Raw genomic sequence first — 20,956 nt, 5'->3', positions numbered from 1 at the left:
TCAGGTACGAGCAGATCATCCAAGAAGCTCGGGCAACCAAGCAATGTCTCCACGTCACTTGATGGACTGAATCGCCTGCTGTCGTTTGAGAAGTACAGGGCATTCTTCGAATTCGAAAGAGGCAAGGTCAAAACCTTCGGAATTTTCGACCCAACCACGGGGCCATTGAAGTTCTCTAAGGAAGCTGAGGCCCCGCTTCCGCTGCCAAGTGAATCGAACAGGAAATGAAATGCGGCCCAACCCTCCCCTCATGTCCAACGTTGAACGGCCACTTTGGAGAGACGTGACTGGCAGTAATGGGGCGGATGCGGACGGCCTCGAGCTCGATTGCCTCTTGAATAATTTGCCTTTACACTTCGATTTCGCCATGTGTTGCGGTCGTCGAGACGGCTTCCGTCAGCCGCTGACAAGCTGGATCGTGTCCGTTTCCGATTGCCTGGCGCTGCACGAAACCCACCAACCAGCATGATTGTTTTCAAGTGAGGACACCATGGAAGTAAACGAGATCCACCGAGGCCGCCTGATCGATCACATCCAACTCGTCGTGCGCGATCTTTCCGCTTCCAAGACGTTCTACGAAGCCATCTTCGATGTACTGAAGATTCCCATGGGTGGCGTCGGCGAAGGATTTTTCTGGGCGGATGAGCTGGTTGTGTCGACGCCAGACAGCGACGCGGCCTTGGGCATGCTCACCGGACGCAATCACCTGGCATTCCAGGCGCAGAACCGTGAAATGGTGGACGCGTTCTACAAATGTGCCCTGGAGAAGGGCGGATCGGACAATGGCGCACCCGGCGAGCGTCCTTACCATCCGGGCTACTATGCCGCTTTCGTCCTGGACCCCGACGGAAACAATATCGAAGCCGTTTACCATGGGGAAGCCAAACGCAGCGCGCCATCGGTACACATCACGTTCTGATCGGCGTCACTTCAACACGCCTGCCACGTCGACGACGTCGACACCCTGCAGTTGGCCGAGCCAGTCGTCAAACCACGGCTTGTGCGAGACGCCGACAATGGAAAGTACGCGTGCACCGCGCCGTTCGCGGAAGGTTTCGCGGATGTTGGCGACCATGCGCAGGTTGCGGATTTCCCAGCCCGCGGCCCAGATCTGCGGGTAGCCTTCCGCTGACTTCGCGCGCATGGCCGCGCTGACATTTGCCTCCGCATATATCTGCAGGCCTTCCGGGGTGTTGAGGTAGCGGTACAGCGGCAGCAGGTCGGCGGCTTGCGACAAGGTCTTCGAATGCTTTTCGCGCTCCTTCAACGCCGCACCGCCCGCGGCCCAGGCCCCCTCGATCGACTTCACGAACGCCTTGATGTCCGGCACATCGATGCGGTCGCCGGTATGGTTGTCGGTGGCGTGGACCCGCGGCAGGCCCAGCCGTGCGGCCAAACGCGCGGCCAGCTGGTAGCTCTCGTCGTTGCGTTTCGCGATTCGTACCAGCGTCTCCACCAGCGCATCGTTCAAGCTGTCGCCGGCGCGACGCTCGGCCACAGGCAGCTGCAACCACTGCACATAGGCCGAGGCGTGGTCATTTGCGGCCAGGAACGACGCGGCCAGTCGGCGCCGCTGTGCCGGCGTCGGTTGCGCAGGCCAGGCCTTGAGCGTCTTGTCCACTTCGGTGAGGGCGGCGGGCACGTCCAGCCCTGTGGCCTTCATCGCCGCATCAGTCGGGGCACAGTAGTCCGGGCCGTACTTCGCAGGATGGCGCGCGGCGAGGTCGCACTCCTCGCCGGACTCATCCTCAATGGTGATGATGTCGGGCCTGAACGCCGCCAGCCGATCGAGCACGCCGTCCAGCGCTGCGGGATTGAAGCCAGGCGGCATGCCGCTCAGGTGCACGGTGCCCAGCACCAGCACCTGCGAGCGGGGGCCAACCATGTCGCGGTCGAGTGAAGTCAGATCCGGCTGCGCCTGCGCGGCGAACGGAAGGGCCGCGATGAGTACCCAGCTCCAGTTTGTCCATTTTCCCATGTCGTCTTCCCAGGTTCGCTGTTGAGTAGCTCAACAATGTAGGGAAAACAGGAAACTGGCACAAGAAGAGTGCGGACAGAATGCTCTTTTCGCAGGCCAGGATGTCGAAAACGCGGATGCGGATCGCGGACGAGTGATGCCTTACAGTCCGGGAATATCGTCGCTGCCGTCTGGCGACGTGTTGCCGGTGTGCCCCACCGGTGGCAGGCTGTCCGGCGCTTGTGCGCCGTGCCCGCCATCCGCGGGTGTGCCTGGGCCGGACTCGCTGGCGGTTGCCGGCCGTCCTTCCACGTCGCTAGTGGCCGCCGGAGCGCCTTCGACGTCGGTACATTCCATTACATTCCATTACATTCCATTACATTCCATTACATTCCATTTGGCAACGCGTTTGTCTATCGTGCGCACAGTGGCGGCGTGAATAATTGTTACAACAAGCAATGTTTCATCACGGAATGCCGAAGTAGAATGCGCCTGATATCGATTTTGTGAATCAGGACGCAATGTTTCAAAAGTTGTTGCAACCTGCCGCGCTGCTTGCCGCGGCACTGCTGTTTGCCGGAAATGCGCTGGCCGGCGCCTGTCCCGTACACTACGTCGGCGGCCGCCTGCCCGAAATCCAGAATCCGAAGCTGGCGGTGGCGACGCGCGAGTTATGCTACGGCGTGTTTGGCGTCATGCACTCGGGCTTGACCCGCACGGCCTTGTGGTCGGCCGAGTATCTCCGTGCCAATAATGTGGAGGCAGCGTCCGACCAGTCGCGTGTCGATTCCTTCCATGCCGAGCCGCGCCTGCCGCGCGGCCAGCGCGCCGAGTTGTCCGACTACGCGCGCAGCGGCTTCGACCGCGGCCACCTGGCCCCGAACGGCAACATGCCGGACCGGCGCAGCCAGCGCGAGAGCTTTTCGCTGGCGAACATGGTGCCGCAGGATGCCGAGAACAACCGCCACGTGTGGGCCGGGATCGAGGCGGTGGTGCGCAAGATGGCGGCGAAGGAGGGCGCACTGTACGTGGTGACTGGTCCGGCCTTCCTCGGCCGCAGCTTGCGCAAGGTGGGCAACGTACTGGTGCCCAGCCATTTGTACAAGGTGGTGTGGAATCCGCGCCGGCAGGCGGGCGCCGCGTGGTTCATCGAGAACGCGGCCGCCACGCAGTACACGACGATGAGCATCGCGCAACTGGAGCAGACCATCGGCATCAACCTGATGCCTTCGCTGACCGCGCGCGACAAGCAAACCATGTTGCAACTGCCCAACGTGCGCCAGAGGAAGGCGCGGCGCGAGCGGCGCGGCGAAGCGGAGATGTCATGAGCGCGAAAAAAACCGGATTTGTCCCTTATGCCAATGAAGCCGACGTACTGCGCGTCGGCGGCCTGATGGTCGAGAACAGGCTCGACCGCATCACGCTGAGCGGCGACATCGACCTGACCGCCGACCGCCATGGACTGGCGCACGCGCGCGAGCTGCATGCGCTGTTGGGCGCCATTGTCGCCAGGCTCGAGGCGGCGGACCTGCCCGACGTACTGCCGCCGCCGGACGTGAAGTCGGTCGACAACCCCTTCGACTGAACGCGGCAATCGGCGCCCCGCACGCCTGTTGAGTGTCGCGAGAGACTGTCCAGCTTTGTATTGACACGGTTTCGTTCAACTGGGCATCGTCAATGGTGCGCAGGTTCGCTTCGCTTTTGCGGTACTCTCGAACCATAGTTGGGCAAGGAGTGAGTTTCGATGGCCACCATCAACGGAGGCCCGGCCCGCAGCTTTGCCGTGGCCTTGTCCGTGAACCGGCAGTATCCGCAAGTTGGCGTACGCATCGTCAGTACAGGACGCGGCGCAACGGTCCGCAAGTCCGTCACCCACCACGATCATCGCGTCGGGTTCACTTCGCAGCCCGGCGGTGAATGCACGCGCGCCGCGCGCCCTCAAGATAACCGCCTGGTCCCAGGACCTCGAAGGCGGCATGCAGTTTGTCCCGATCCGACAGGAAGTCCTGGCGGCCTCACAAGGGCCGGCCAGTCAGGAAGAGATGCCCATTACCCGCAACAGGCGGCTGAGCGTCGCCGATGTTGGACGCGGGAGTGACATCAATAGAGTGAAGGAGTCTTATCATGCTACACACACTAGTCGCCGTATTCGATAACCGGGGCGACGCCCAGAAGGCCATGGACGACCTGATCGCCGGCGGCTTCAGCCGTTCCGGCGTGCGCATGTCCGAAGGCGGCACGGGGGCCGGCGGCGCTTCCGCTGCGGGCGTGGACGATGACTCGATCGCTTCCAGCATCAAGGCTTTCTTCAGCGACCTGTTCGGCAGCGACCGCAGCGACCGCCTCCACGTGTATTCCGAGGCGCTTGAGCGCGGCCATTTCGTGCTGAGCGTTACAGCCACGAGCGAAGCGGAAGTGGAGCGCGCGGCCGACCTGGTCGAGCGTTATGGCCCGCTCGACATCGACGAGCACGCAAGCGGATGGGAAACCGGCGCCACGGCCGCCGGCATGAGCGCGGGGGCAATGGGCCTGGGGGCACGGCAGGAGTCGCCTTCCTTGTCGCGCCAGTCGCAGCAGGATCTGGGTTCGATGCAGGGCGGCGCCGGTTCGATGCAGTCCGCGCGGCCCGGTTCGCAGTCGGGTGGGGATTTTGGATCGCCCGAGGCGTCGCGCAGCTCGCGCATCTATCCGCATGACGACGATACCGCCGGCACCGGCGCTGAACATGCGCAGCGGCGCGCCATCGACAAGATGGTCGACCCGGCCGATGTACCGGCGTTCCAGGAGGACGCGGAAGACGACAAGTCCTACCGCACTCACTGGACCAGAAACTACGCAGGCGAGGGCAAGGAGTATGACGAATATGCTCCAGCTTACGAGTACGGCAAGGCAATGCGGCGCAGCGAGCTGTATCGCGGCCGGCCGTGGGAAGATGTCGAGGTCGACCTGAGCAGTGATTGGGGACGGCTGAATCCCGGTGCCGCCTGGGAGTCGATCAAGTCCGCCGTGCGGCATGGGTGGGATCGGCTGACCGGTCATCATTGACCTGAAAAAAACGGCGTACCCGCTTTCGCAGGTACGCCGTTCTAACAAGCGCGCTTCGCTTACTTCGCGAACGCCGCCGTCGCCGGGGTCACCGACACCTTGTCGGCCGCGATGCCGAGCTTGGTGTTGCCGATCGCCTGGTCTTCGTCCAGCACCGCCTGGGGTTTCGGCGCGTCGTATTTGATCGGCGAGAAGGCATCGCTGGCCAGCTTTTCCTTCAGCCCGGCCGCATCCTTGGTCACGAACACCACCGACATGTTCTTGGCCGACAGGTGCTTGCGGATCGCCGCGTTGACATCGTCAACGGTCAGCTTCGACAGGCCGTCGCGCATCATCTGCGTGAACTCGGGCGTGCCGTACCACTTCGAATCGAGCGTGTAACCGAGCTGCTGGTCCTGGGTCGCGGTCATCACGAACACGTTCTTCATCAGGTAGTCGCGCGTGGTTTCGACCTGCTCGCGTGTCATGCCGTTGGCGATCAGCTTGTCCAGTTCGGTCAGCGCGATGCGCAGCGCGAAGTGCGCGTTCTCGGGCGCGACCGGACGGATCCATACTTCGAACAGCTGCGCCTTTCGGCCCAGGTTCGGGTTCGGGAAGAACTGGAACATACCGCGCGGGAAAGCCTCGATGTAGGCATAGTCGCCGTAGTTCATGCCGCGCAGTTCGCGGATGCGCTGGTACAGGTAGGAGCTCGACGCGCGGTGCTCGCCGAGGAAGGCCTTCGCCACCCACAGCGCCGGGAAGTCCGGATGCGAACGGGTCACTTCGATCGGCAGCCCGAACGACAGCGCGGTGGCGCGCGTGTTCTTCTCGATGATCTCCACTTCCAGCCCGTTCGGCATGCGGCCCTTCGGGGCCGGGCCGTACGCCAGGCCAGGGCCGGCCGGCAGCTTCGCCAGCGCCTTCTTCAGCGATGCCGTTTGCTCGTCCGAGACGTCGCCCGAGATGCCGACGCTCAGCGCGCCTTGGGTGTAGGCCTGCTTGTAGAAGGCCTTTATGTCGTCGAGGGTGATCGACTCGAGTCCTGCCTGCGTGCCCAGCACCGGATGGCCGTAAGGCGTGCCGGCGAAGACATTGGTTTGCAGGCGTTCCTTGGCGAACTCCTCTTCGTTGTTGTCCTTCAGGTCGAGCGTCAGCGCGTTCTTCTGCGCGTCTTTCAGGCGGCGGAAGTCTTCTTCGCGGAAGCCTGGCGACAGCAGCAGCGGCAGCGCCACGTCGGCATATTCATTCCAGTTGTCCTTGTGGATCGAGCCGGTGAAGGTGGTCATTTCCTTGTCGGTCTGCTCGGAGAAGCTGCCCGCCAGTGGGAACAGGGCCTTGGTCACCTCGTCGATCTTGCGCTCGGTCGAGCCGGCCGACACCATCATCGCGGCGGTCAGCGCGGCCAGGCCTTCCTTGCCTTTCGGGTCATGCGCGGAACCCGCGCTGAACAGCAGCTTGAAGCGGATCTGCGGCAGCTTCGACTTTTGCACCAGCACGTCGAACTTCGCGTCGGCAGCCTTCGGGTCGAACTCGGCCAGCTTCGGCAGCGTCGCGATCGCGGCCGGCAGCGCCTGGTGCGACAGCGTGGTGACCACCATGCCGTCGTCGACCAGGTATCTGCGGGCCACGACCTGCAGGTCGGCCGGGGTCAGCGAATCGACCATGCGGTAATAGTTGTTCAGCGTGCCGTAGGAGCGGTTGAAGTGGACGTAGGAAGCCAGGGTGCCGGCGATCTGCTCGGTGTTGTCGAGCGAACGGATCAGGCCGTATTTCTGGGACGACTTGGCGTCCGCCAGCTCTTTTTCGGTCACCGGGGTCGAGCGCAACTGGGCCACGGTCTGCATGATGGCATCGCGTACGTACACAGCGTCTTCAGGCTTCTTGACGCGTGCCGCGATGGTCGCCAGGTTCGGGTCGACGCGGTTGGGCGCGTAGTCGAACAGCTGGTCGACCTTCTGCTCGTCCTGCACCAGGCGCTTGTACAGCGGCGAGGTACGGCCGAACGACAGCGACAGCAGCGTCGACAGGGCGGCCTGCTCCTTGTTCTTCTCCGAGAAGGCCGGGGCGTGGAAGGCGACGGTGACGAACGGCAGCGTCGGGCTCGCCCACGGCACGTGCTTGTAGATGGCGCCGCGCGGTGCAGGCTCGGCCGGCACTTCCGACTTGTAGCTGCCGCGCTGCCAGTTGGCCCAGTATTTCTCGACCAGCGCGATCGCCTGCTTCGGCTCGACGTCGCCGGCGATGATCACGGTGGTGCGCTCCGGACGGTACCAGCGGTCGAAGAATACCTTCGAGTAGGCGTACTGGTTGGGCATGTCCTCGATGTCCTGCAGGAAGCCCATCGTGGTGTGCTTGTAAGTGTGGGTGTTGAACGCGGCGTCGCGCTGCACTTCGATCAGCTTGGACAGCGGGTTGGCGCTGTTCTTGTTGTATTCGCCCAGCACGGCGCGCGATTCGGTTTTGAACGGGCCTTCCTCGTACGACAGGTTCTGGAAGCGGTCGGCCTCGACCTTCAGGATGGTCTCGAGGTCTTCCTTGGCGAAGGTGGTGTAGTAGTTGGTCAGGTCGTCGCTGGTGTAGGCATTCTGGCGCGCGCCCGAGCGGGTGATGACTTCCTGGTATTTTTCGGGCGGATAGGCCTTGGTGCCACGGAACATCATGTGTTCGAAGAAGTGGGCGAAGCCCGACTTGCCCGGCTCGATTTCATTGCGCGAACCTGTCTGCACCGGGATCTGCACCGATACCAGGTTGGGGAAACCGGTCGGCACGACGATGACCTTCAGGCCGTTCGGCAGGGTTTTTTCGGTGGCGGTGAACGGCAGCACGTCGCCCTTGGCCGCGGCGCTCTTCGGCGCCGCGCCGGCCAGCGCCGGAATGCCCAGCGCAAGAAGGGTCAGCGGAATCAGTCTTGACACTTTAGCTCCTTGAGTAAATTGCAACGCCGGAAGGATAGTGCAAGCAGTTGAGAATGAACAGAAAAAACTGCGTACTGTCGAGTTTCCTGGACTGTTCTGCATGCTAGGATTCTTCCTCTGTACATATAGCGGACGCGAGGTGGCGCATGGGTCTGTCGAGTGGCATCAACATGATCGATGCACTGGTGCTGTCCGGCGTGTCGGCACAGTACACCATCAATGGTGCGGCGGGTGGCTGGGTGGCCGAGGGAAGCGGTCGTGATGTGCTCGCGGGCGTCGAGCGCCTGCGTTTCGCCGACGATCGCGCGATGGCGCTTGACATCGACGGCGTTGCCGGGCAGGTGTACCGGCTGTACAAGGCCGCGTTCGACCGCGCGCCCGACCCGACCGGGATCGGCTTCTGGATCCACTCCGTTGACGACGGCCTCAGCCTGCAGTCATTGGCGGAGCACTTCATCCGGAGCGACGAATTCGTCACCACCTACGGCCAGCTCGACAATGGAGCCTTCGTGGCGCTCCTTTACCAGAATATCCTTGGCCGCGAGCCGGATGCGGCCGGCGAGGCGTTCCACGTGGACTTGCTGGGGCGGGGAGTGACCAGCCGCAACGAAACGCTGGCCGCATTTTCGGAATCGGCGGAGAACCAGGCCGCGCTGGCCGGCGTGCTCAGCTACGGGATCGCCTACCTGCCGTTGGGTTGGCTGGCGTGAATCAGGCGGGTTCGGCGGTGGGCAGGCTGATGCGGTTGCGGCCCATGTGCTTGGCGCGGTAGAGCGCGGCATCGGCGGTGGCCACCAGCTGGCTGGCGTCGGTGCCGCTGGCGGCGATCGCGGTCGCGGCGCCGATGCTGACGGTAACGCGGCCGTCGCGGGCGAAGCGGCTGGGCAGGCTCAGTTGTTCCACCCGGCTGCGGATCCGCTCGGCCACGATGGCCGCGCCCTTGAGCGACTGGTTGGGCAGGATCACCGCGAATTCCTCGCCGCCGTAGCGCGCCACCAGGTCGTTGGCGCGCATTTCGCTGGCCACCGCCTGCGCGACCCGTTTCAGGCATTCGTCCCCACCCAGGTGGCCGTTGGCGTCGTTGTAGGCCTTGAAGTTGTCGACGTCGACCATCAGCAGCGACAGCGGCTGCTTCTGGCGCATCGCGCGCGACCATTCGGCCTGCAGGGTGTCGTCGAAGCAGCGGCGGTTGGCCAGGCCGGTCAGGCCGTCGCGCGTGGCCAGCTGTTCCAGTGCGATCTGGGCCAGCTTCTCGTCGGTCATGTCGCGCAGGGTTTCGACCACCGCGATCAGGCGCTGCTGGTCGTCGTACACCGGGCTGGCGTCCGCCGCCAGGTAGCGCCGGCCGGCGCGCGGCATGTCGCACCAGCTTTCCGCGCACAGCTGGGCGCCGCAGTGCGTGTCGGTTTCAGTCACGTTGTAGAGGGCGGGCGCCTCGTCCTTGCGGTTCTGGATGAGCAGGTCGGCCAGGGTAGGGCGCTGGTCCTGGTAGAAGCTGCGCCAGTGCTCGCTGGTGCCGAGCACCTCGTCGGCCGGCACGCCGGTCAGGCGTTCGCAGGCCCGGTTCCAGATCATCACCCGGCAGGAGGTGTCGAGCACGAAGGCCGGGACGGCCAGCATCTCCATCAGCTTGTTGGCGAAAATCCGCTCTTGCGGTCCGCCGTCTGCGCCTAATATTGTTGTTGTGCTCATCGTGCGCCATTCCTGTTGTTCAAAACTGGCTGCCATACGGCAAGTAATTTACTGCCGACAAGGCTTGATTCTGCTACCGCAGGTGAGCGGGTTTATTGATGTTTAGCAAGTTAATGACGGATGGAAATCGGTCGGGGGCAAGGCCCGATGGGTTTACCCTCGCTGCCGGCGGCGCGGTATAATGAAAGGTTGACGATCAAGGCCATCACCGTGACTTACAGCATTAAAGAGATTTTCTACACCTTGCAGGGCGAGGGCGCCCATGCGGGGCGTCCGGCGGTGTTCTGCCGTTTTTCGGGCTGCAACCTGTGGACCGGGCGCGAAGCCGACCGCGCCACGGCGGTCTGCACCTTCTGCGATACCGATTTCGTCGGCACCGACGGCGAGCTGGGCGGCAAGTTTCCGACCGCGGCCGAGCTGGCTGCGCGCATCGACAGCCTGTGGCCGGCCAGCCATGCGGCCAGCAAGTACGTCGTGTTTACCGGCGGCGAGCCGCTGCTGCAGCTCGACGCCGCCCTGATCGACGCGATGCATGCGGTGGGCTTCACCATCGCCATCGAAACCAACGGAACCTTGCCGGTGCCGCCGGGCGTCGACTGGATCTGCGTCAGCCCGAAGATGGGTTCGAAGCTGGTCGTCGAGAAAGGCAATGAAATCAAGGTTGTGATACCCCAGGCGAATCAGGAGCTGGCCGCCTACGAGCATCTCGACTTCGAGAACTTCTTCGTGCAGCCGATGGACGGCCCGCTGGCCGAGTTCAATACCCGCCTCGCGATCGAAACCTGCAAGCGCAACCCGAAATGGAAGCTGAGCCTGCAAACCCATAAACTTCTCCAGATACCTTAAAGCTTTCCATGCTGACCATTACCCGCAAGCTCGAATTCGATGCCGGACACCGGATTCCCGACCACAAGAGCCAGTGCCGCAACCTGCACGGCCACCGCTACACCCTTGAAATCACGCTGACCGGCGCGGTGATCGAAGTCGAAGGCAACTCCGACAACGGCATGATCATGGACTTTTCGGACATCAAGGCACTTGCCAAGGAGCACCTGGTCGACGTCTGGGACCACGCCTTCATCGTCTACGACAAGGACGACAAAGTGCGCGACTTCCTGGCCGGCCTGCCGGGCCACAAGACCGTCGTCATCGACCGCATCCCTACCGTCGAGAACCTGGCGCAGGTGGCGTTCGGCATCCTGAAGGCTGCCTACAAGGACCGCTATGGCACCGGCCTGCACCTGCACAAGCTGGTGCTGCACGAAACCCCGAACTGCTGGGCAGAAATTACCGATGCCTGACCAGGATTTCATGGCGCTGGCGCTGGAACAGGCCCGCCAGGCATGGGCGCTGGGCGAGGTGCCGGTTGGCGCCGTCGTGGTCAAGGATGGCGAGGTGATCGCGGTCGGCTACAACCAGCCGATCGGCAGCCATGACCCGACCGCGCACGCCGAAATCGTCGCGCTGCGCGCCGCGGCCGAAAAGCTGGGCAATTACCGGCTGCCCGGCTGCGAGCTGTACGTCACGCTGGAGCCTTGCATCATGTGCTCGGGCGCGATGATGCACGCCCGGCTGGCGCGCGTCGTGTACGCCGCGCAGGACCCGAAAACCGGCGCCGCCGGCTCCGTGGTCGACCTGTTCGCGCAGGAACAGCTGAACCACCACACCGAGGTGGTCGGCGGCGTCATGGCCGAAGAGGCCGGCGCAATGCTCAAGGGATTCTTCGCCGAACGCCGCAGCGCCGCCCGGCGTACCCTCACGCCAGGGTAAGCTCCGCTGTCCTTGGTGCAGCTCATACGTTGCGCCAGCGCCGTGCGCTCCCCGGGGGCGCACAAAAATGGTATGCTGAACAAGGATCAATCAAGTTCCGCCCCGATACCATGCCAACCCTGAAGTCCAACGGCATACGCCTGGCCTACGAAACCGCAGGGGACCCGAAAGACGTCCCCGTCTTGCTGGTGATGGGCCTGGGCATGCAACTGACCACCTGGCCGGACGACTTCGTCGAAGGGCTGGTCGAGCTGGGCTTCTACGTCATCCGCTTCGACAACCGCGACTGCGGGCTTTCGACCAAGTTCGACCACGCGGGCACGCCCAACCTCTGGCTCACCTGGCTCAAGTCGGCGATGCACTGGCCGATCAAGACCGCCTACACCCTCGAGGACATGGCCGAAGACGCGCGCGGCGTGCTGCGCGCGCTGGGCATCGCCAAGGCGCACGTGGTGGGGGTGTCGATGGGCGGGATGATCGCCCAGATCATGGCGGCCAGGTTCCCCGACCGCATCCTCAGCCTCACTTCCATCATGTCCACCAGCGGCCGGCGTGGCTTGCCGGGGCCGACGCGCGAGGCGCGTGCGCTGCTGATGCGCCGGCCCCGCAACGCGCGCGACATGGAAAGCATCATCGACCACACCGCACAGATCTACCGCGTGATCGGCAGCCCGGCCTACCCGACGCCCGACAAGCAGCTGCGCGACGGCATCGCCCGTGCGATCCGGCGCAACGTCAACGGCCGCGGCGTGGCGCGCCAGATGGTGGCGGTGACCGCGGCGGGCGACCGCAGCGCGCAGCTGCGCTCGATCCGCGTGCCGGCGCTTGTCATCCATGGCGCCGCCGATCCACTGGTGCCGGTCGCCTGCGGCATCGACACCGCGCGCCTGATCCCGGACGCGCGCCTCGAGATCATCGAGGGCATGGGGCATGACCTGCCCGGCCAGTTGGTGGAGCGGCTGCTAGCCTTGATCGACGCCCATGCGCACGGTAAGATGGCAGCGGACTCCACACCACGGCTATTCGAAAAACAGTGAGCAAATACAAACCAGGCATCGGCATCGTCGCGCCGAGCGGATACACCCTCGACGACGCCGCGATCGAACGCGGCATCAGGCGGCTCGAAGCACGCGGCCACGCCGTCCACAATTACTTCGATACCGGAAAGGTGTTCCAGCGCTTCGGCGGCACCGACGAGGCGCGCCTGGCGCAGCTGCAGGCCGCCGCCTGCAATCCCGATATCGACGTCGTCATCGCGCTGCGCGGCCAGTACGGCTTGTCGCGCCTGTTGCCGCGGATCGACTTCGACCTGATGGCGCAAAGTGGCAAGATATTTGTCGGCTTCTCCGACTTCACCGCCTTCCAGATGGCGTTGATGGCAAAGACCGGCGCCATGAGCTATGCGGGCCCGATGTTCTTCGGTGACTTTGGCGCGAAGGAGCCGGACGAATTCACGCTGGGCGATTTCTGGCGCTGCCTGGAAGGGCCGGCCCACCGCATCGCGGTCAAGGAGCAAGGTAATCCCTGCGTCGAGGCCAGCGGCACGCTTTGGGGCGGCAACCTCGCGATGGTGCTGTCCGTTCTCGGTACGGAATACTTCCCACAGGTCGACGGCGGCATCCTGTTTTTCGAGGACGTCAACGAGCATCCGTACCGCGTGGAGCGCATGCTGCTGCAGCTTATGCATGCTGGTGTGATCGAGCGCCAGAAGGCAGTGGTGCTGGGCGATTTTTCCTCCTACGGCATCACGCCCGCCGATAACGGCTACAACTTCGGCGTGATGGTCGACTACCTGCGCAGCGTGCTGCCGGTGCCGGTGCTGACCGGCCTTCCGTTCGGCCATGGCCGCACCCGCGCCACGATCCCGTTCGGCGCGCATGCCAGGCTGGTATCGGATGCGGATGGCTTTACGCTGACGATGAGCGGCTACCCCACCATCGCGCATGTCTGAAATCCTGCCGTCGCACAGCTTCTACCAGGCGACGGCCGACGGCGGCACTTATCCCACCTTGTCCGGCTCGCATGACGCGGCGGTCTGCGTCATCGGCGGAGGCTTCGCGGGCCTCGGCACCGCGCTGTCGCTGGCCGAGCGCGGCCAGGCCGGCATCATCCTGCTGGAAGGCGATACCATCGGGCACGGCGCGTCCGGGCGCAGTGGCGGCTTCGTGTTCGGCGGCTTCTCGCTGGGCGAGCGCGCGCTGCTGGACAGCGCCGGCGATGAGGCGGGCAGGGCGCTGTACCGCCTGACGCTGGCGGCGGTGGAGCAGATCCGCAGCCGCATCAGGCGCTACGGCATCGACTGCGACGCCCGCGAGGAAGGCGTCATTCTCGCCAACTGGTTCGACGACGACCGTATCCTCGACGCGCAGCAGCGCTTCATGGAGGAGCGCCTGGGCGTGGAGTGGCAGCGCATCAGCCGCGCCGATTTGTCGGACCGGCTGCTCAGCAAGCGCTACTTCGGCGGCCTGTTCGAGCCTGCCGCCTTCCATTTCCACCCGCTGAAGTATGCGCAGGGACTGGCGCGCGTGCTCACCGAACAAGGCGTGGCGGTGCACGAAGGTAGCCGCGTCACCCACATCGAGGCCGACGGCGCGGGCTGGCGCGTGAAGACCGCCGGCGGTGAAGTTCGCGCGAAGGAAGTCGTGATCTGCTGCGGCGGCTACATCGAACGCCTGTACCCACGCCTGGCCGGAGCCGCCCTGCCGATCGCGACCTACGTGATGGCGACCGAGCCGTTGGGCAGCGGGCTGCAGGACTCGGTACGCACCGGCGCGGCGGTCTACGACACTCGCTTCGCATTCGACTACTATCGGCCCCTGCCCGACACGCGCTTGCTGTGGGGCGGACGGATCGCGGTACGGGAGCGCAGCCCGTCCGAGGTGGCGCGCCTGCTCTACGAGGACATGCTGAAGGTGTACCCGCAACTGGAAGGGACGCGCGTCGATTACGCCTGGAGCGGCATGATGAGCTATGGGCGCCACCGCATGCCGCAGGTCGGACGCCTGCCGGAAGGCCTGTGGTACGGCATGGGCTTCGGCGGACACGGCGTCGCGCCGACCACGCTGGCCGGGGAACTGCTGGCCGCGGCGATGTGCGGCGAGGGCAAGGGACTGGACCAGTTCGGCGCGTGGGGACTGCCGCACGTCGGCGGCCGCGCGGGCCTGGCCGCCGCACAGCTCACGTACTGGTACTACGAATTGCGCGACTGGATGCGCCAATAGTGGCCGCGCCTTCCTCCCGGCGGTCGGAACGTATCGACGCGCTGCGCGGTTTCGCCGTGTTCGGCATCCTGTTAATCAATGTATGGGGTTTCGTCTACGGCTATGCGGTGCTGCGCTATGGCCCGATGGGTGGGGACGACAGCCAGGCCGACCGCTTCGCGGTCTTCTTCGCCGCCGCGTTCGCGGAGCAGAAGTTTTATCCGATCTTTTCCTTCCTGTTCGGCGCGGGCTTTGCGCTGCAGATACGCTCGCTGACGAAGTCCGTAGGCGCGCTGGAAGCCATGCGCATCTACCGGCGCCGGCTGGGATGGCTTCTCGTCGTCGGGCTGCTGCATGGGTCGCTGCTGTGGTTCGGCGACATACTGACCGCCTACGCGCTCACAGGCTTCTGGGTGTTCCGCAAAGGGCTGCAGCCGCTGTCGAAGGTGCGCGAGTCGTTCGATGCGGCGGTGCTGCTCAATGGCGGGTTGCTGCTGTTGATGGCGCTGCTGACCGTCTTCATCGCCACCTCGTCCGACTTTGCGGCCGACGCGCTGGTGGAAGTCCTTCGCGCCGCCGACATCTATGTCAACGGCGGCTGGGGCGAGGTCGCGCGTGAGCGGCTCAAGGACTTCGGCACTAATCTCAGCGGGTTCTGGCTGTTCATCCCACGCCTGATGCTGCTGTTCCTGCTCGGGGTCTTTGCGGTACGGCTGGGGTGGATCACGCGGCCGCACAGGCATCGGAGGCTATGGCTTTGCGTGCTGGCGGCGGGGCTGCTGGTGGCCCTGCCGCTCAACCTGTGGTGGGGCTACTCGGCGGTCGACATGGCGGTCGGCGCCGGGACGCCAAGGCCTACGTCGCATGCTGCGCTGTATCTGCTTGAGCTTTCCGGCCCGGCGCTGGGCGCGGCGTATATCGCGGCGTTCATGCTGGCGGGCGAGCGCGCCATGGACTCCGTCGCGCGCTGGCTGGCGCCGGTCGGCCGCATGGCGTTGACCAACTACCTGGTGCAGTCGCTTGCCTTGGGATTGATGTTGCCGGCGTATGGACTTGGGCTCGGCGCGCTCTTGGGGCGCATCGAGCTGCTGGCGCTATGCATGGCCATCATGCTGGTACAGGTGCTGCTCAGCCGATGGTGGCTGTCCGGCCACCAGCAAGGCCCGTTCGAAGCCTTGTGGCGGCGCTTTACCTACAGGCGTTGAAGAAGGGCTTTTCACCCGGGTAAGGCTGCGCTAGAATTTTCGTCTACATTGAATGCCTTCCCGATTCATGATCGCGACCGCCGAAATCAACGACAATGACGAATGCATGCGCTGCGGCGCGTGCTGCGCCAGCTTCCGTGTCTCGTTCTACTGGTCAGAAGCCGAAGACCGCGCCATTCCGGATCGCGCGACCGAGCAGGTGTCGCCTTTCTACATGTGCATGGCCGGTACAAACAGCAAGGCGCCGCGCTGCGGCGCGCTGGCCGGCGAGATCGGAGGCCGTGTCCAATGCGGCCTGTACGATCAGCGCCCGTCGCCATGCCGCGAGGTCCAGCCGGGCGACGACAAGTGCCTCCGCGCGCGGGCGCGTCACGGGCTGCCGGCGCTGCGCGCCTCGCTTTAGCTGTATACTCCTGCCTTTACACGAGGCGCCAGCCTCCATGACAGGACACGATATGAGCGCATTGCCCCCTTGCCCGAAGTGCAGTTCGGAATTCACGTACGAAGACGCGGGCCAGTACATCTGCCCCGAGTGCGGCCATGAGTGGAGCGCGCAGGCCGCCGGCGAGGCGCAGGAAGAGGGCGCGCGCGTCTGGCGCGACGCCTCTGGCAACATCCTGCAGGACGGCGACACCGTCACCGTCATCAAGGACCTGAAACTGAAGGGCGGTGGCGGCACCGTCAAGATGGGAACCAAGGTCAAGAACATCCGCCTGGTCGACGGTGACCATGACATCGACTGCAAGATCGAGGGCTTTGGCCAGATGGGCCTGAAGACGGAATTCGTCAGGAAGGTGTAACCCGTTCCTTCAGGCGGCGCAGCTGCGCCGCCTGGTAGGCGCCGAAGACGTCGTTGAACAGGCAGCGGATCAACGGGTCGTCGATAATCTCGGCGTCCGCGATTTCCTCTTCAATGGCGGCGTCGAACAGCCCGTCGTTGATGCGCATGTACATCGAGGTGAGCGATTCGCCCTGTTCCAGCGCGGCGTACAGTTTCGCCGCCGGGATTTCGGTGGTCCATGCGAGTGGACCGTCACCGTTCCCGGCTTTTGCGATGCTGTCACCTTCGACGCGATAGTGGTATTCCACGCCATGGCCCGCATGGTCGAACACCGACAGGCGCCACACGCGCGCATGCTGGAAGTAGCTGTCCTCGGGCAGCTCCATATCACGATACTTCTCGAGCAGGCCCTGTTCGCAGTAGTCCGTGACCTTCCGCGCATGCGGCGCGGTCAGCGCGGTGAAGTTGCGCGAGACTTCAAACGTCCGCGGCGGGACGGCGGTGCTGTCGTATTCGTAGTCGACATCCTGGTCGCCAACCGGAGTCACCCATGGCAGGGCAGGGGCTGCGTCAAGTCCAGTGCTGGTGAGCGTAACGGCGGTGGATGGGTTCATCCGTACCACGCGTGCTGCTGGCAAGGCAGCCTCGACCTCCTGCTGGAACAGCGTGTAGCTGATCGGGAAGAACCGCTTGCTGAACCACGACCACGGCTCCTGGATGAACTGGCAGGAGCTTGGGACGACGAAGCGCGGGTCCAGCAAGCGAAGCTGGTCCAGCCATTCCGCCGGCAGGCCGGGCGGTGCCGCATCTGCCCGCGTCGGCGCGATCACTTCGATCTCGCGCATGGTCTGGAAAGGCCACAGCACCATGTCCCACGGCCCTTCCTCGGCAAGCTCGCGCAGCGCGACCGGGGAAATCCACGAATCCACGACATTCAGCACGTTCAGGCCGGCCGCCTTTATCTGGTACAGCGAATCGACGTCGCTATCGATGGCTTCGCGAGGAATGACCTCGAACGGGCCGACCGAAACGGGCACATTGGTCTCCAGCTTATGGGCCTCGGTGAAACCCAGCTCCCTGACCATGTCGAACAGCTCGTCGAAGATGCAATAGATGTAGAGCGGCGTGGCGCGGTCCAGCAGGTCCAGGCTGTCGAGCGAGCAGTGGTCGTCGTGGAAGTGCGAGATGAAGACGGCGTCGAACCTCAGCTGGCGAATCTGGCCGTGGTCGAAGCGGACATCGGGAAAAGCATGACAATTGCTGCTGAACGGGTTTTCGAAGATGGTGTCGAAGGCGATCAGCGTGTCCTGGCACTCGAAAACGTAGCCGGCGTGGAGGATCCTGGAGATTGTAAGCGGCATTGTCAGGATGGAAATTTGCGGGAAGGCGGCCGTCATTATCCCATGCGGCAGCCTGCCAAACTGGAGCAAGGACCGTTTGCGCCAGGGCAATTGCATGAAGGCGATCTCGTTGTCATGAGCAAAGGTTGCAAGTATTGCTTGTAAACTCGCTCAGAATGGCGTTTACTCTCGATATTTGAGCGAGAAAATGGCAAACGGACCGATGTCGTTGGTGGAAGCATTCGATGAATTGCGCGATCCGCGTGCGCGGCAATGCGCATATCAACTCGACGAATTACTGTTGGCCGCGATCTGCGCCGTCATCAGTGGGGCAGAGAGCTGGACCAATGTTGTCGAATGGAGCGAGATGAAGCTCGACTGGTTGCGCCAGCACCTTCCATTTGCCAATGGCATCGCCTCGCACGACACCTTCGGACGGGTCTTTTCGCTGCTCGACGCAACGCAGTTCGAGGCATGCTTCGTGCGCTGGATGAGTTCAATGTGTCCCTCGCTGAAGGGACAGCACATTGCCATCGATGGCAAGTGCGTACGTGGCTCGCATGATGGCAAGCAGAGTGCCATTCACCTAGTGTCGGCATGGAGCAGCGCAAGCGGTTTGACGCTGGGACAGGTCCGGACAGCCGACAAGAGTAACGAGATCACGGCGATACCGGAACTGTTGGCGACGCTGGACATCAAAGGCGCCATAATCACGATTGACGCGATGGGATGCCAGCACGACATCGCGGCCAATATCGTCGCAAGCGGCGCCGACTATGTGCTGGGCGTGAAGGACAACCAGCCCGGTCTGTCCGAAGCCGTCAAGCTGTGGTTCGATGCCGCAGATAGCGGCAAGTTGGATCGCCCGTTCTGGGATGACAGCCAGACGGAAAAAGATCACGGACGGATCGAAACCCGGCGCTGCTTGGTAACCAACGACGTCGCCTGGCTCGGTCAGCAAAACCAGCACTGGTCCGGCCTGCAAAGCCTAATCATGATCGAATCGACGCGTGAAATTATTGGCAGAAACAGTAGCGGCAAAACCAGCGTCGAACGCCGATACTACATCAGCAGCCTGCCGGCCAAAGCGGCGCATCTCGCTCAGACCGTACGGGCACACTGGGGCATCGAAAACTGCATGCACTGGGTTCTGGACGTCGCATTTCGCGAGGACGATTGCCGTATCCGCGTAGGCGAAGCTGCGCAAAATTTCGCCATCCTGCGTCGAATTGCTCTCAACCTACTGAAAAACGAGAAGACCACGAAGCTCGGGATCGCCGGAAAACGCTTAAAGGCAGGCTGGAACACCGACTATCTCGCTAAAGTATTGGGCTTGGCAATCTGATCCTTCATGCAATCGCCCTGCCGTTTGCGCCGAAAAACCCCGCAAATGGTAAAATACGCGGTTAATCAAATCACCGCATGCAAGGGCTTTACCAGTGCTATCTACAGCTAACATCACAATGCAATTCGGCGCCAAGCCGCTGTTCGAAAACATCTCCGTCAAGTTCGGCGATGGCAACCGCTATGGCCTGATCGGCGCGAACGGCTGCGGCAAGTCGACCTTCATGAAAATCCTGGGCGGCGACCTCGAACCTTCGGCCGGCAACGTCATGCTCGACACGAACGAGCGCCTGGGCAAACTGCGCCAGGACCAGTTCGCGTACGAAGAAATGCGCGTGCTGGACGTGGTCATGATGGGCCACACCGAACTGTGGAACGCGATCACCGAGCGCGACGCGATCTACGCGAACCCGGAAGCGACCGACGACGACTACATGCACGCGGCCGAACTGGAAGCCAAAGTGGCTGAATACGACGGTTACTCGGCCGAAGCGCGCGCCGGCGAACTGCTGCTGGGTGCGGGCGTCTCGATCGACCAGCACCAGGGCCCGATGAGCAATGTGGCGCCGGGCTGGAAGCTGCGCGTGCTGCTGGCGCAGGCGCTGTTCTCGAATCCGGACATCCTGCTGCTCGACGAACCGACCAACAACCTGGACATCGATACGATTCGCTGGCTCGAGGACGTGCTTAACCAGCGCGATTCGACCATGATCATCATTTCGCACGACCGCCACTTCCTGAACCAGGTCTGCACCCACGTGGCCGACATGGACTACGGCACGCTGAAGATCTATCCAGGCAACTACGACGAGTACATGCTGGCGTCGACGCAAGCGCGCAACCAGCAGCTGGCGAACAACGCCAAGGCCAAGGAAAAGGTCGCGGAACTGCAAGACTTCGTGCGCCGCTTCTCGGCCAACAAGTCCAAGGCACGCCAGGCGACGTCGCGCGCCAAGCAGATCGACAAGATCAAGGTCGAGGATATCAAGCCATCGTCGCGCGCCTATCCGTTCGTGCGCTTCGACGGCGAGAAGAAGCTGCACCGCCTGGCGGTGGAAGTCGAGGGCATTTCGAAGAAGTACGACCGCCAGCTGTTCAAGAATTTCAGCATCATGGTTGAAGCGGGCGAGCGCATTGCGATCATCGGCGCCAACGGCGCCGGTAAAACCACGCTGCTGCGCTCCATCTGCGGCGAAATGTGCGGCATGACGACCGACACCGGCCGCGTCAAGTGGGCCGAGAACGCGAACGTCGGCTACATGCCGCAGGATCCGACCGAGGAGTTCATGGACGGCGCGACCCTGACCGACTGGATGGGCCGCTGGACCAAGGAAGGCGACGACGACCAGGCCGTGCGCTCGATCCTCGGCCGCCTGCTGTTCGGCGGCGACGAGGTGAAGAAGTCGGTCAAGGTGCTGTCGGGCGGCGAGAAGGGCCGCATGATGTACGGTAAGCTGATGCTGGGCCGTCACAACGTCATGCTGCTGGACGAACCGACCAACCACATGGACATGGAATCGATCGAGTCGCTCAACATCGCACTGGATAAATACGCCGGCACCCTCATCTTCGTGTCGCACGACCGTGAGTTCGTGTCGTCGCTGGCAAACCGCGTCCTCGAGATCAAGGACGGCGAAGTCATCGACTTCCGCGGTAACTATGAGGATTACCTGACCAGCCAGGGCATCAACTAAGCACACGGCCGGGTCAATTGAAAACGAGGTA

21 protein-coding genes are annotated in these 20,956 nt (G+C 63.4%); 16 read left to right on the top strand and 5 right to left on the bottom strand.

Going from position 1 to position 20,956, the window contains the following annotated elements; genetic code table 11:
- The first annotated feature begins 490 nt into the window (after positions 1–490).
- Positions 491–919, top strand: a complete 429-nt coding sequence (locus D3872_RS00725; protein WP_119808999.1) for a VOC family protein — start codon at positions 491–493, stop codon at positions 917–919.
- A gap of 6 nt (positions 920–925) precedes the next feature.
- Here D3872_RS00725 and D3872_RS00720 read toward each other — a convergent pair whose 3' ends face one another.
- Together D3872_RS00720 and D3872_RS00715 are read right to left on the bottom strand one after the other, a co-directional pair.
- Positions 926–1,978, bottom strand: coding sequence for a DUF5694 domain-containing protein (locus tag D3872_RS00720; protein WP_119808998.1), 1,053 nt, complete (start codon positions 1,976–1,978; stop codon positions 926–928).
- A gap of 141 nt (positions 1,979–2,119) precedes the next feature.
- Positions 2,120–2,314, bottom strand: a complete 195-nt coding sequence (locus tag D3872_RS00715; protein ID WP_119808997.1) for a hypothetical protein — start codon at positions 2,312–2,314, stop codon at positions 2,120–2,122.
- 164 nt (positions 2,315–2,478) lie between these two features.
- Between D3872_RS00715 and D3872_RS00710 the strand changes: the two genes are divergently transcribed.
- From D3872_RS00710 to D3872_RS00700, 3 genes are all read left to right on the top strand, one after another.
- Positions 2,479–3,285 (top strand): DNA/RNA non-specific endonuclease, encoded by an 807-nt coding sequence (locus D3872_RS00710; RefSeq protein WP_119808996.1) that lies wholly within the window; start codon positions 2,479–2,481, stop codon positions 3,283–3,285.
- A complete protein-coding gene (locus D3872_RS00705) occupies positions 3,282–3,542 on the top strand; it encodes a hypothetical protein (RefSeq protein WP_119808995.1) in 261 nt (86 codons plus the stop codon). The genes D3872_RS00710 and D3872_RS00705 overlap by 4 nt, the downstream gene beginning before the upstream one ends.
- A gap of 539 nt (positions 3,543–4,081) precedes the next feature.
- Entirely contained in the window at positions 4,082–5,002 is a 921-nt protein-coding gene (locus tag D3872_RS00700; protein WP_119808994.1) for a hypothetical protein, read from the top strand.
- A gap of 59 nt (positions 5,003–5,061) precedes the next feature.
- Here D3872_RS00700 and D3872_RS00695 read toward each other — a convergent pair whose 3' ends face one another.
- Entirely contained in the window at positions 5,062–7,899 is a 2,838-nt protein-coding gene (locus tag D3872_RS00695; protein ID WP_119808993.1) for a M16 family metallopeptidase, read from the bottom strand.
- Between the two features lie 146 nt (positions 7,900–8,045).
- On the opposite strand from D3872_RS00695, the gene D3872_RS00690 reads away from it, so the two are divergent.
- A complete protein-coding gene (locus D3872_RS00690; protein WP_119808992.1) occupies positions 8,046–8,609 on the top strand; it encodes a DUF4214 domain-containing protein in 564 nt (187 codons plus the stop codon).
- Between the two features lies 1 nt (position 8,610).
- Here D3872_RS00690 and D3872_RS00685 read toward each other — a convergent pair whose 3' ends face one another.
- The gene (locus D3872_RS00685; protein ID WP_229459095.1) at positions 8,611–9,591 is read right to left on the bottom strand and encodes a sensor domain-containing diguanylate cyclase; all 981 of its coding nucleotides are present in this window, start codon (positions 9,589–9,591) and stop codon (positions 8,611–8,613) included.
- A 210-nt stretch (positions 9,592–9,801) separates the two neighbouring features.
- On the opposite strand from D3872_RS00685, the gene queE reads away from it, so the two are divergent.
- From queE to D3872_RS00640, 9 genes are all read left to right on the top strand, one after another.
- Positions 9,802–10,437 carry a 7-carboxy-7-deazaguanine synthase gene (queE, locus tag D3872_RS00680; RefSeq protein WP_119809018.1) on the top strand — a complete coding sequence of 212 codons (636 nt, stop codon included), beginning with the start codon at positions 9,802–9,804 and terminating at the stop codon, positions 10,435–10,437.
- A gap of 8 nt (positions 10,438–10,445) precedes the next feature.
- Positions 10,446–10,892 (top strand): 6-carboxytetrahydropterin synthase QueD, encoded by a 447-nt coding sequence (gene queD / locus D3872_RS00675; protein WP_119808990.1) that lies wholly within the window; start codon positions 10,446–10,448, stop codon positions 10,890–10,892.
- A complete protein-coding gene (gene tadA, locus D3872_RS00670) occupies positions 10,885–11,361 on the top strand; it encodes a tRNA adenosine(34) deaminase TadA (protein ID WP_119808989.1) in 477 nt (158 codons plus the stop codon). Before queD ends, tadA begins: the two co-directional genes overlap by 8 nt.
- A gap of 110 nt (positions 11,362–11,471) precedes the next feature.
- Positions 11,472–12,398 (top strand): alpha/beta fold hydrolase, encoded by a 927-nt coding sequence (locus D3872_RS00665; RefSeq protein WP_119808988.1) that lies wholly within the window; start codon positions 11,472–11,474, stop codon positions 12,396–12,398.
- A complete protein-coding gene (gene ldcA, locus D3872_RS00660) occupies positions 12,395–13,312 on the top strand; it encodes a muramoyltetrapeptide carboxypeptidase (RefSeq protein ID WP_119808987.1) in 918 nt (305 codons plus the stop codon). Before D3872_RS00665 ends, ldcA begins: the two co-directional genes overlap by 4 nt.
- The gene (locus D3872_RS00655) at positions 13,305–14,582 is read left to right on the top strand and encodes an NAD(P)/FAD-dependent oxidoreductase (protein WP_119808986.1); all 1,278 of its coding nucleotides are present in this window, start codon (positions 13,305–13,307) and stop codon (positions 14,580–14,582) included. Before ldcA ends, D3872_RS00655 begins: the two co-directional genes overlap by 8 nt.
- On the top strand, positions 14,582–15,766 hold the full coding sequence (locus tag D3872_RS00650) for a DUF418 domain-containing protein (RefSeq protein ID WP_119808985.1): 1,185 nt from the start codon (positions 14,582–14,584) through the stop codon (positions 15,764–15,766). Before D3872_RS00655 ends, D3872_RS00650 begins: the two co-directional genes overlap by 1 nt.
- Positions 15,767–15,818: 52 nt before the next feature.
- Positions 15,819–16,169 (top strand): YkgJ family cysteine cluster protein, encoded by a 351-nt coding sequence (locus D3872_RS00645; RefSeq protein ID WP_229459094.1) that lies wholly within the window; start codon positions 15,819–15,821, stop codon positions 16,167–16,169.
- 52 nt (positions 16,170–16,221) lie between these two features.
- Entirely contained in the window at positions 16,222–16,566 is a 345-nt protein-coding gene (locus D3872_RS00640; protein ID WP_119808983.1) for a zinc ribbon domain-containing protein YjdM, read from the top strand.
- Here the strand turns inward: D3872_RS00640 and D3872_RS00635 are convergent.
- Positions 16,553–17,908, bottom strand: a complete 1,356-nt coding sequence (locus D3872_RS00635) for an MBL fold metallo-hydrolase (protein WP_119809017.1) — start codon at positions 17,906–17,908, stop codon at positions 16,553–16,555. The two genes, D3872_RS00640 and D3872_RS00635, sit on opposite strands and share 14 nt — an antisense overlap.
- Positions 17,909–18,095: 187 nt before the next feature.
- On the opposite strand from D3872_RS00635, the gene D3872_RS00630 reads away from it, so the two are divergent.
- Together D3872_RS00630 and D3872_RS00625 are read left to right on the top strand one after the other, a co-directional pair.
- Entirely contained in the window at positions 18,096–19,232 is a 1,137-nt protein-coding gene (locus D3872_RS00630) for an ISAs1 family transposase (RefSeq protein ID WP_119808982.1), read from the top strand.
- Between the two features lie 94 nt (positions 19,233–19,326).
- A complete protein-coding gene (locus tag D3872_RS00625) occupies positions 19,327–20,925 on the top strand; it encodes an ABC-F family ATPase (RefSeq protein WP_119808981.1) in 1,599 nt (532 codons plus the stop codon).
- Positions 20,926–20,956: the final 31 nt, after the last annotated feature.

Source organism: Massilia cavernae (assembly GCF_003590855.1).
Lineage (GTDB): Bacteria > Pseudomonadota > Gammaproteobacteria > Burkholderiales > Burkholderiaceae_D > Telluria_A > Telluria_A cavernae.
Note: the sequence above shows the minus strand (reverse complement) of the source record. Positions and strands in the feature narration are given on the sequence as shown.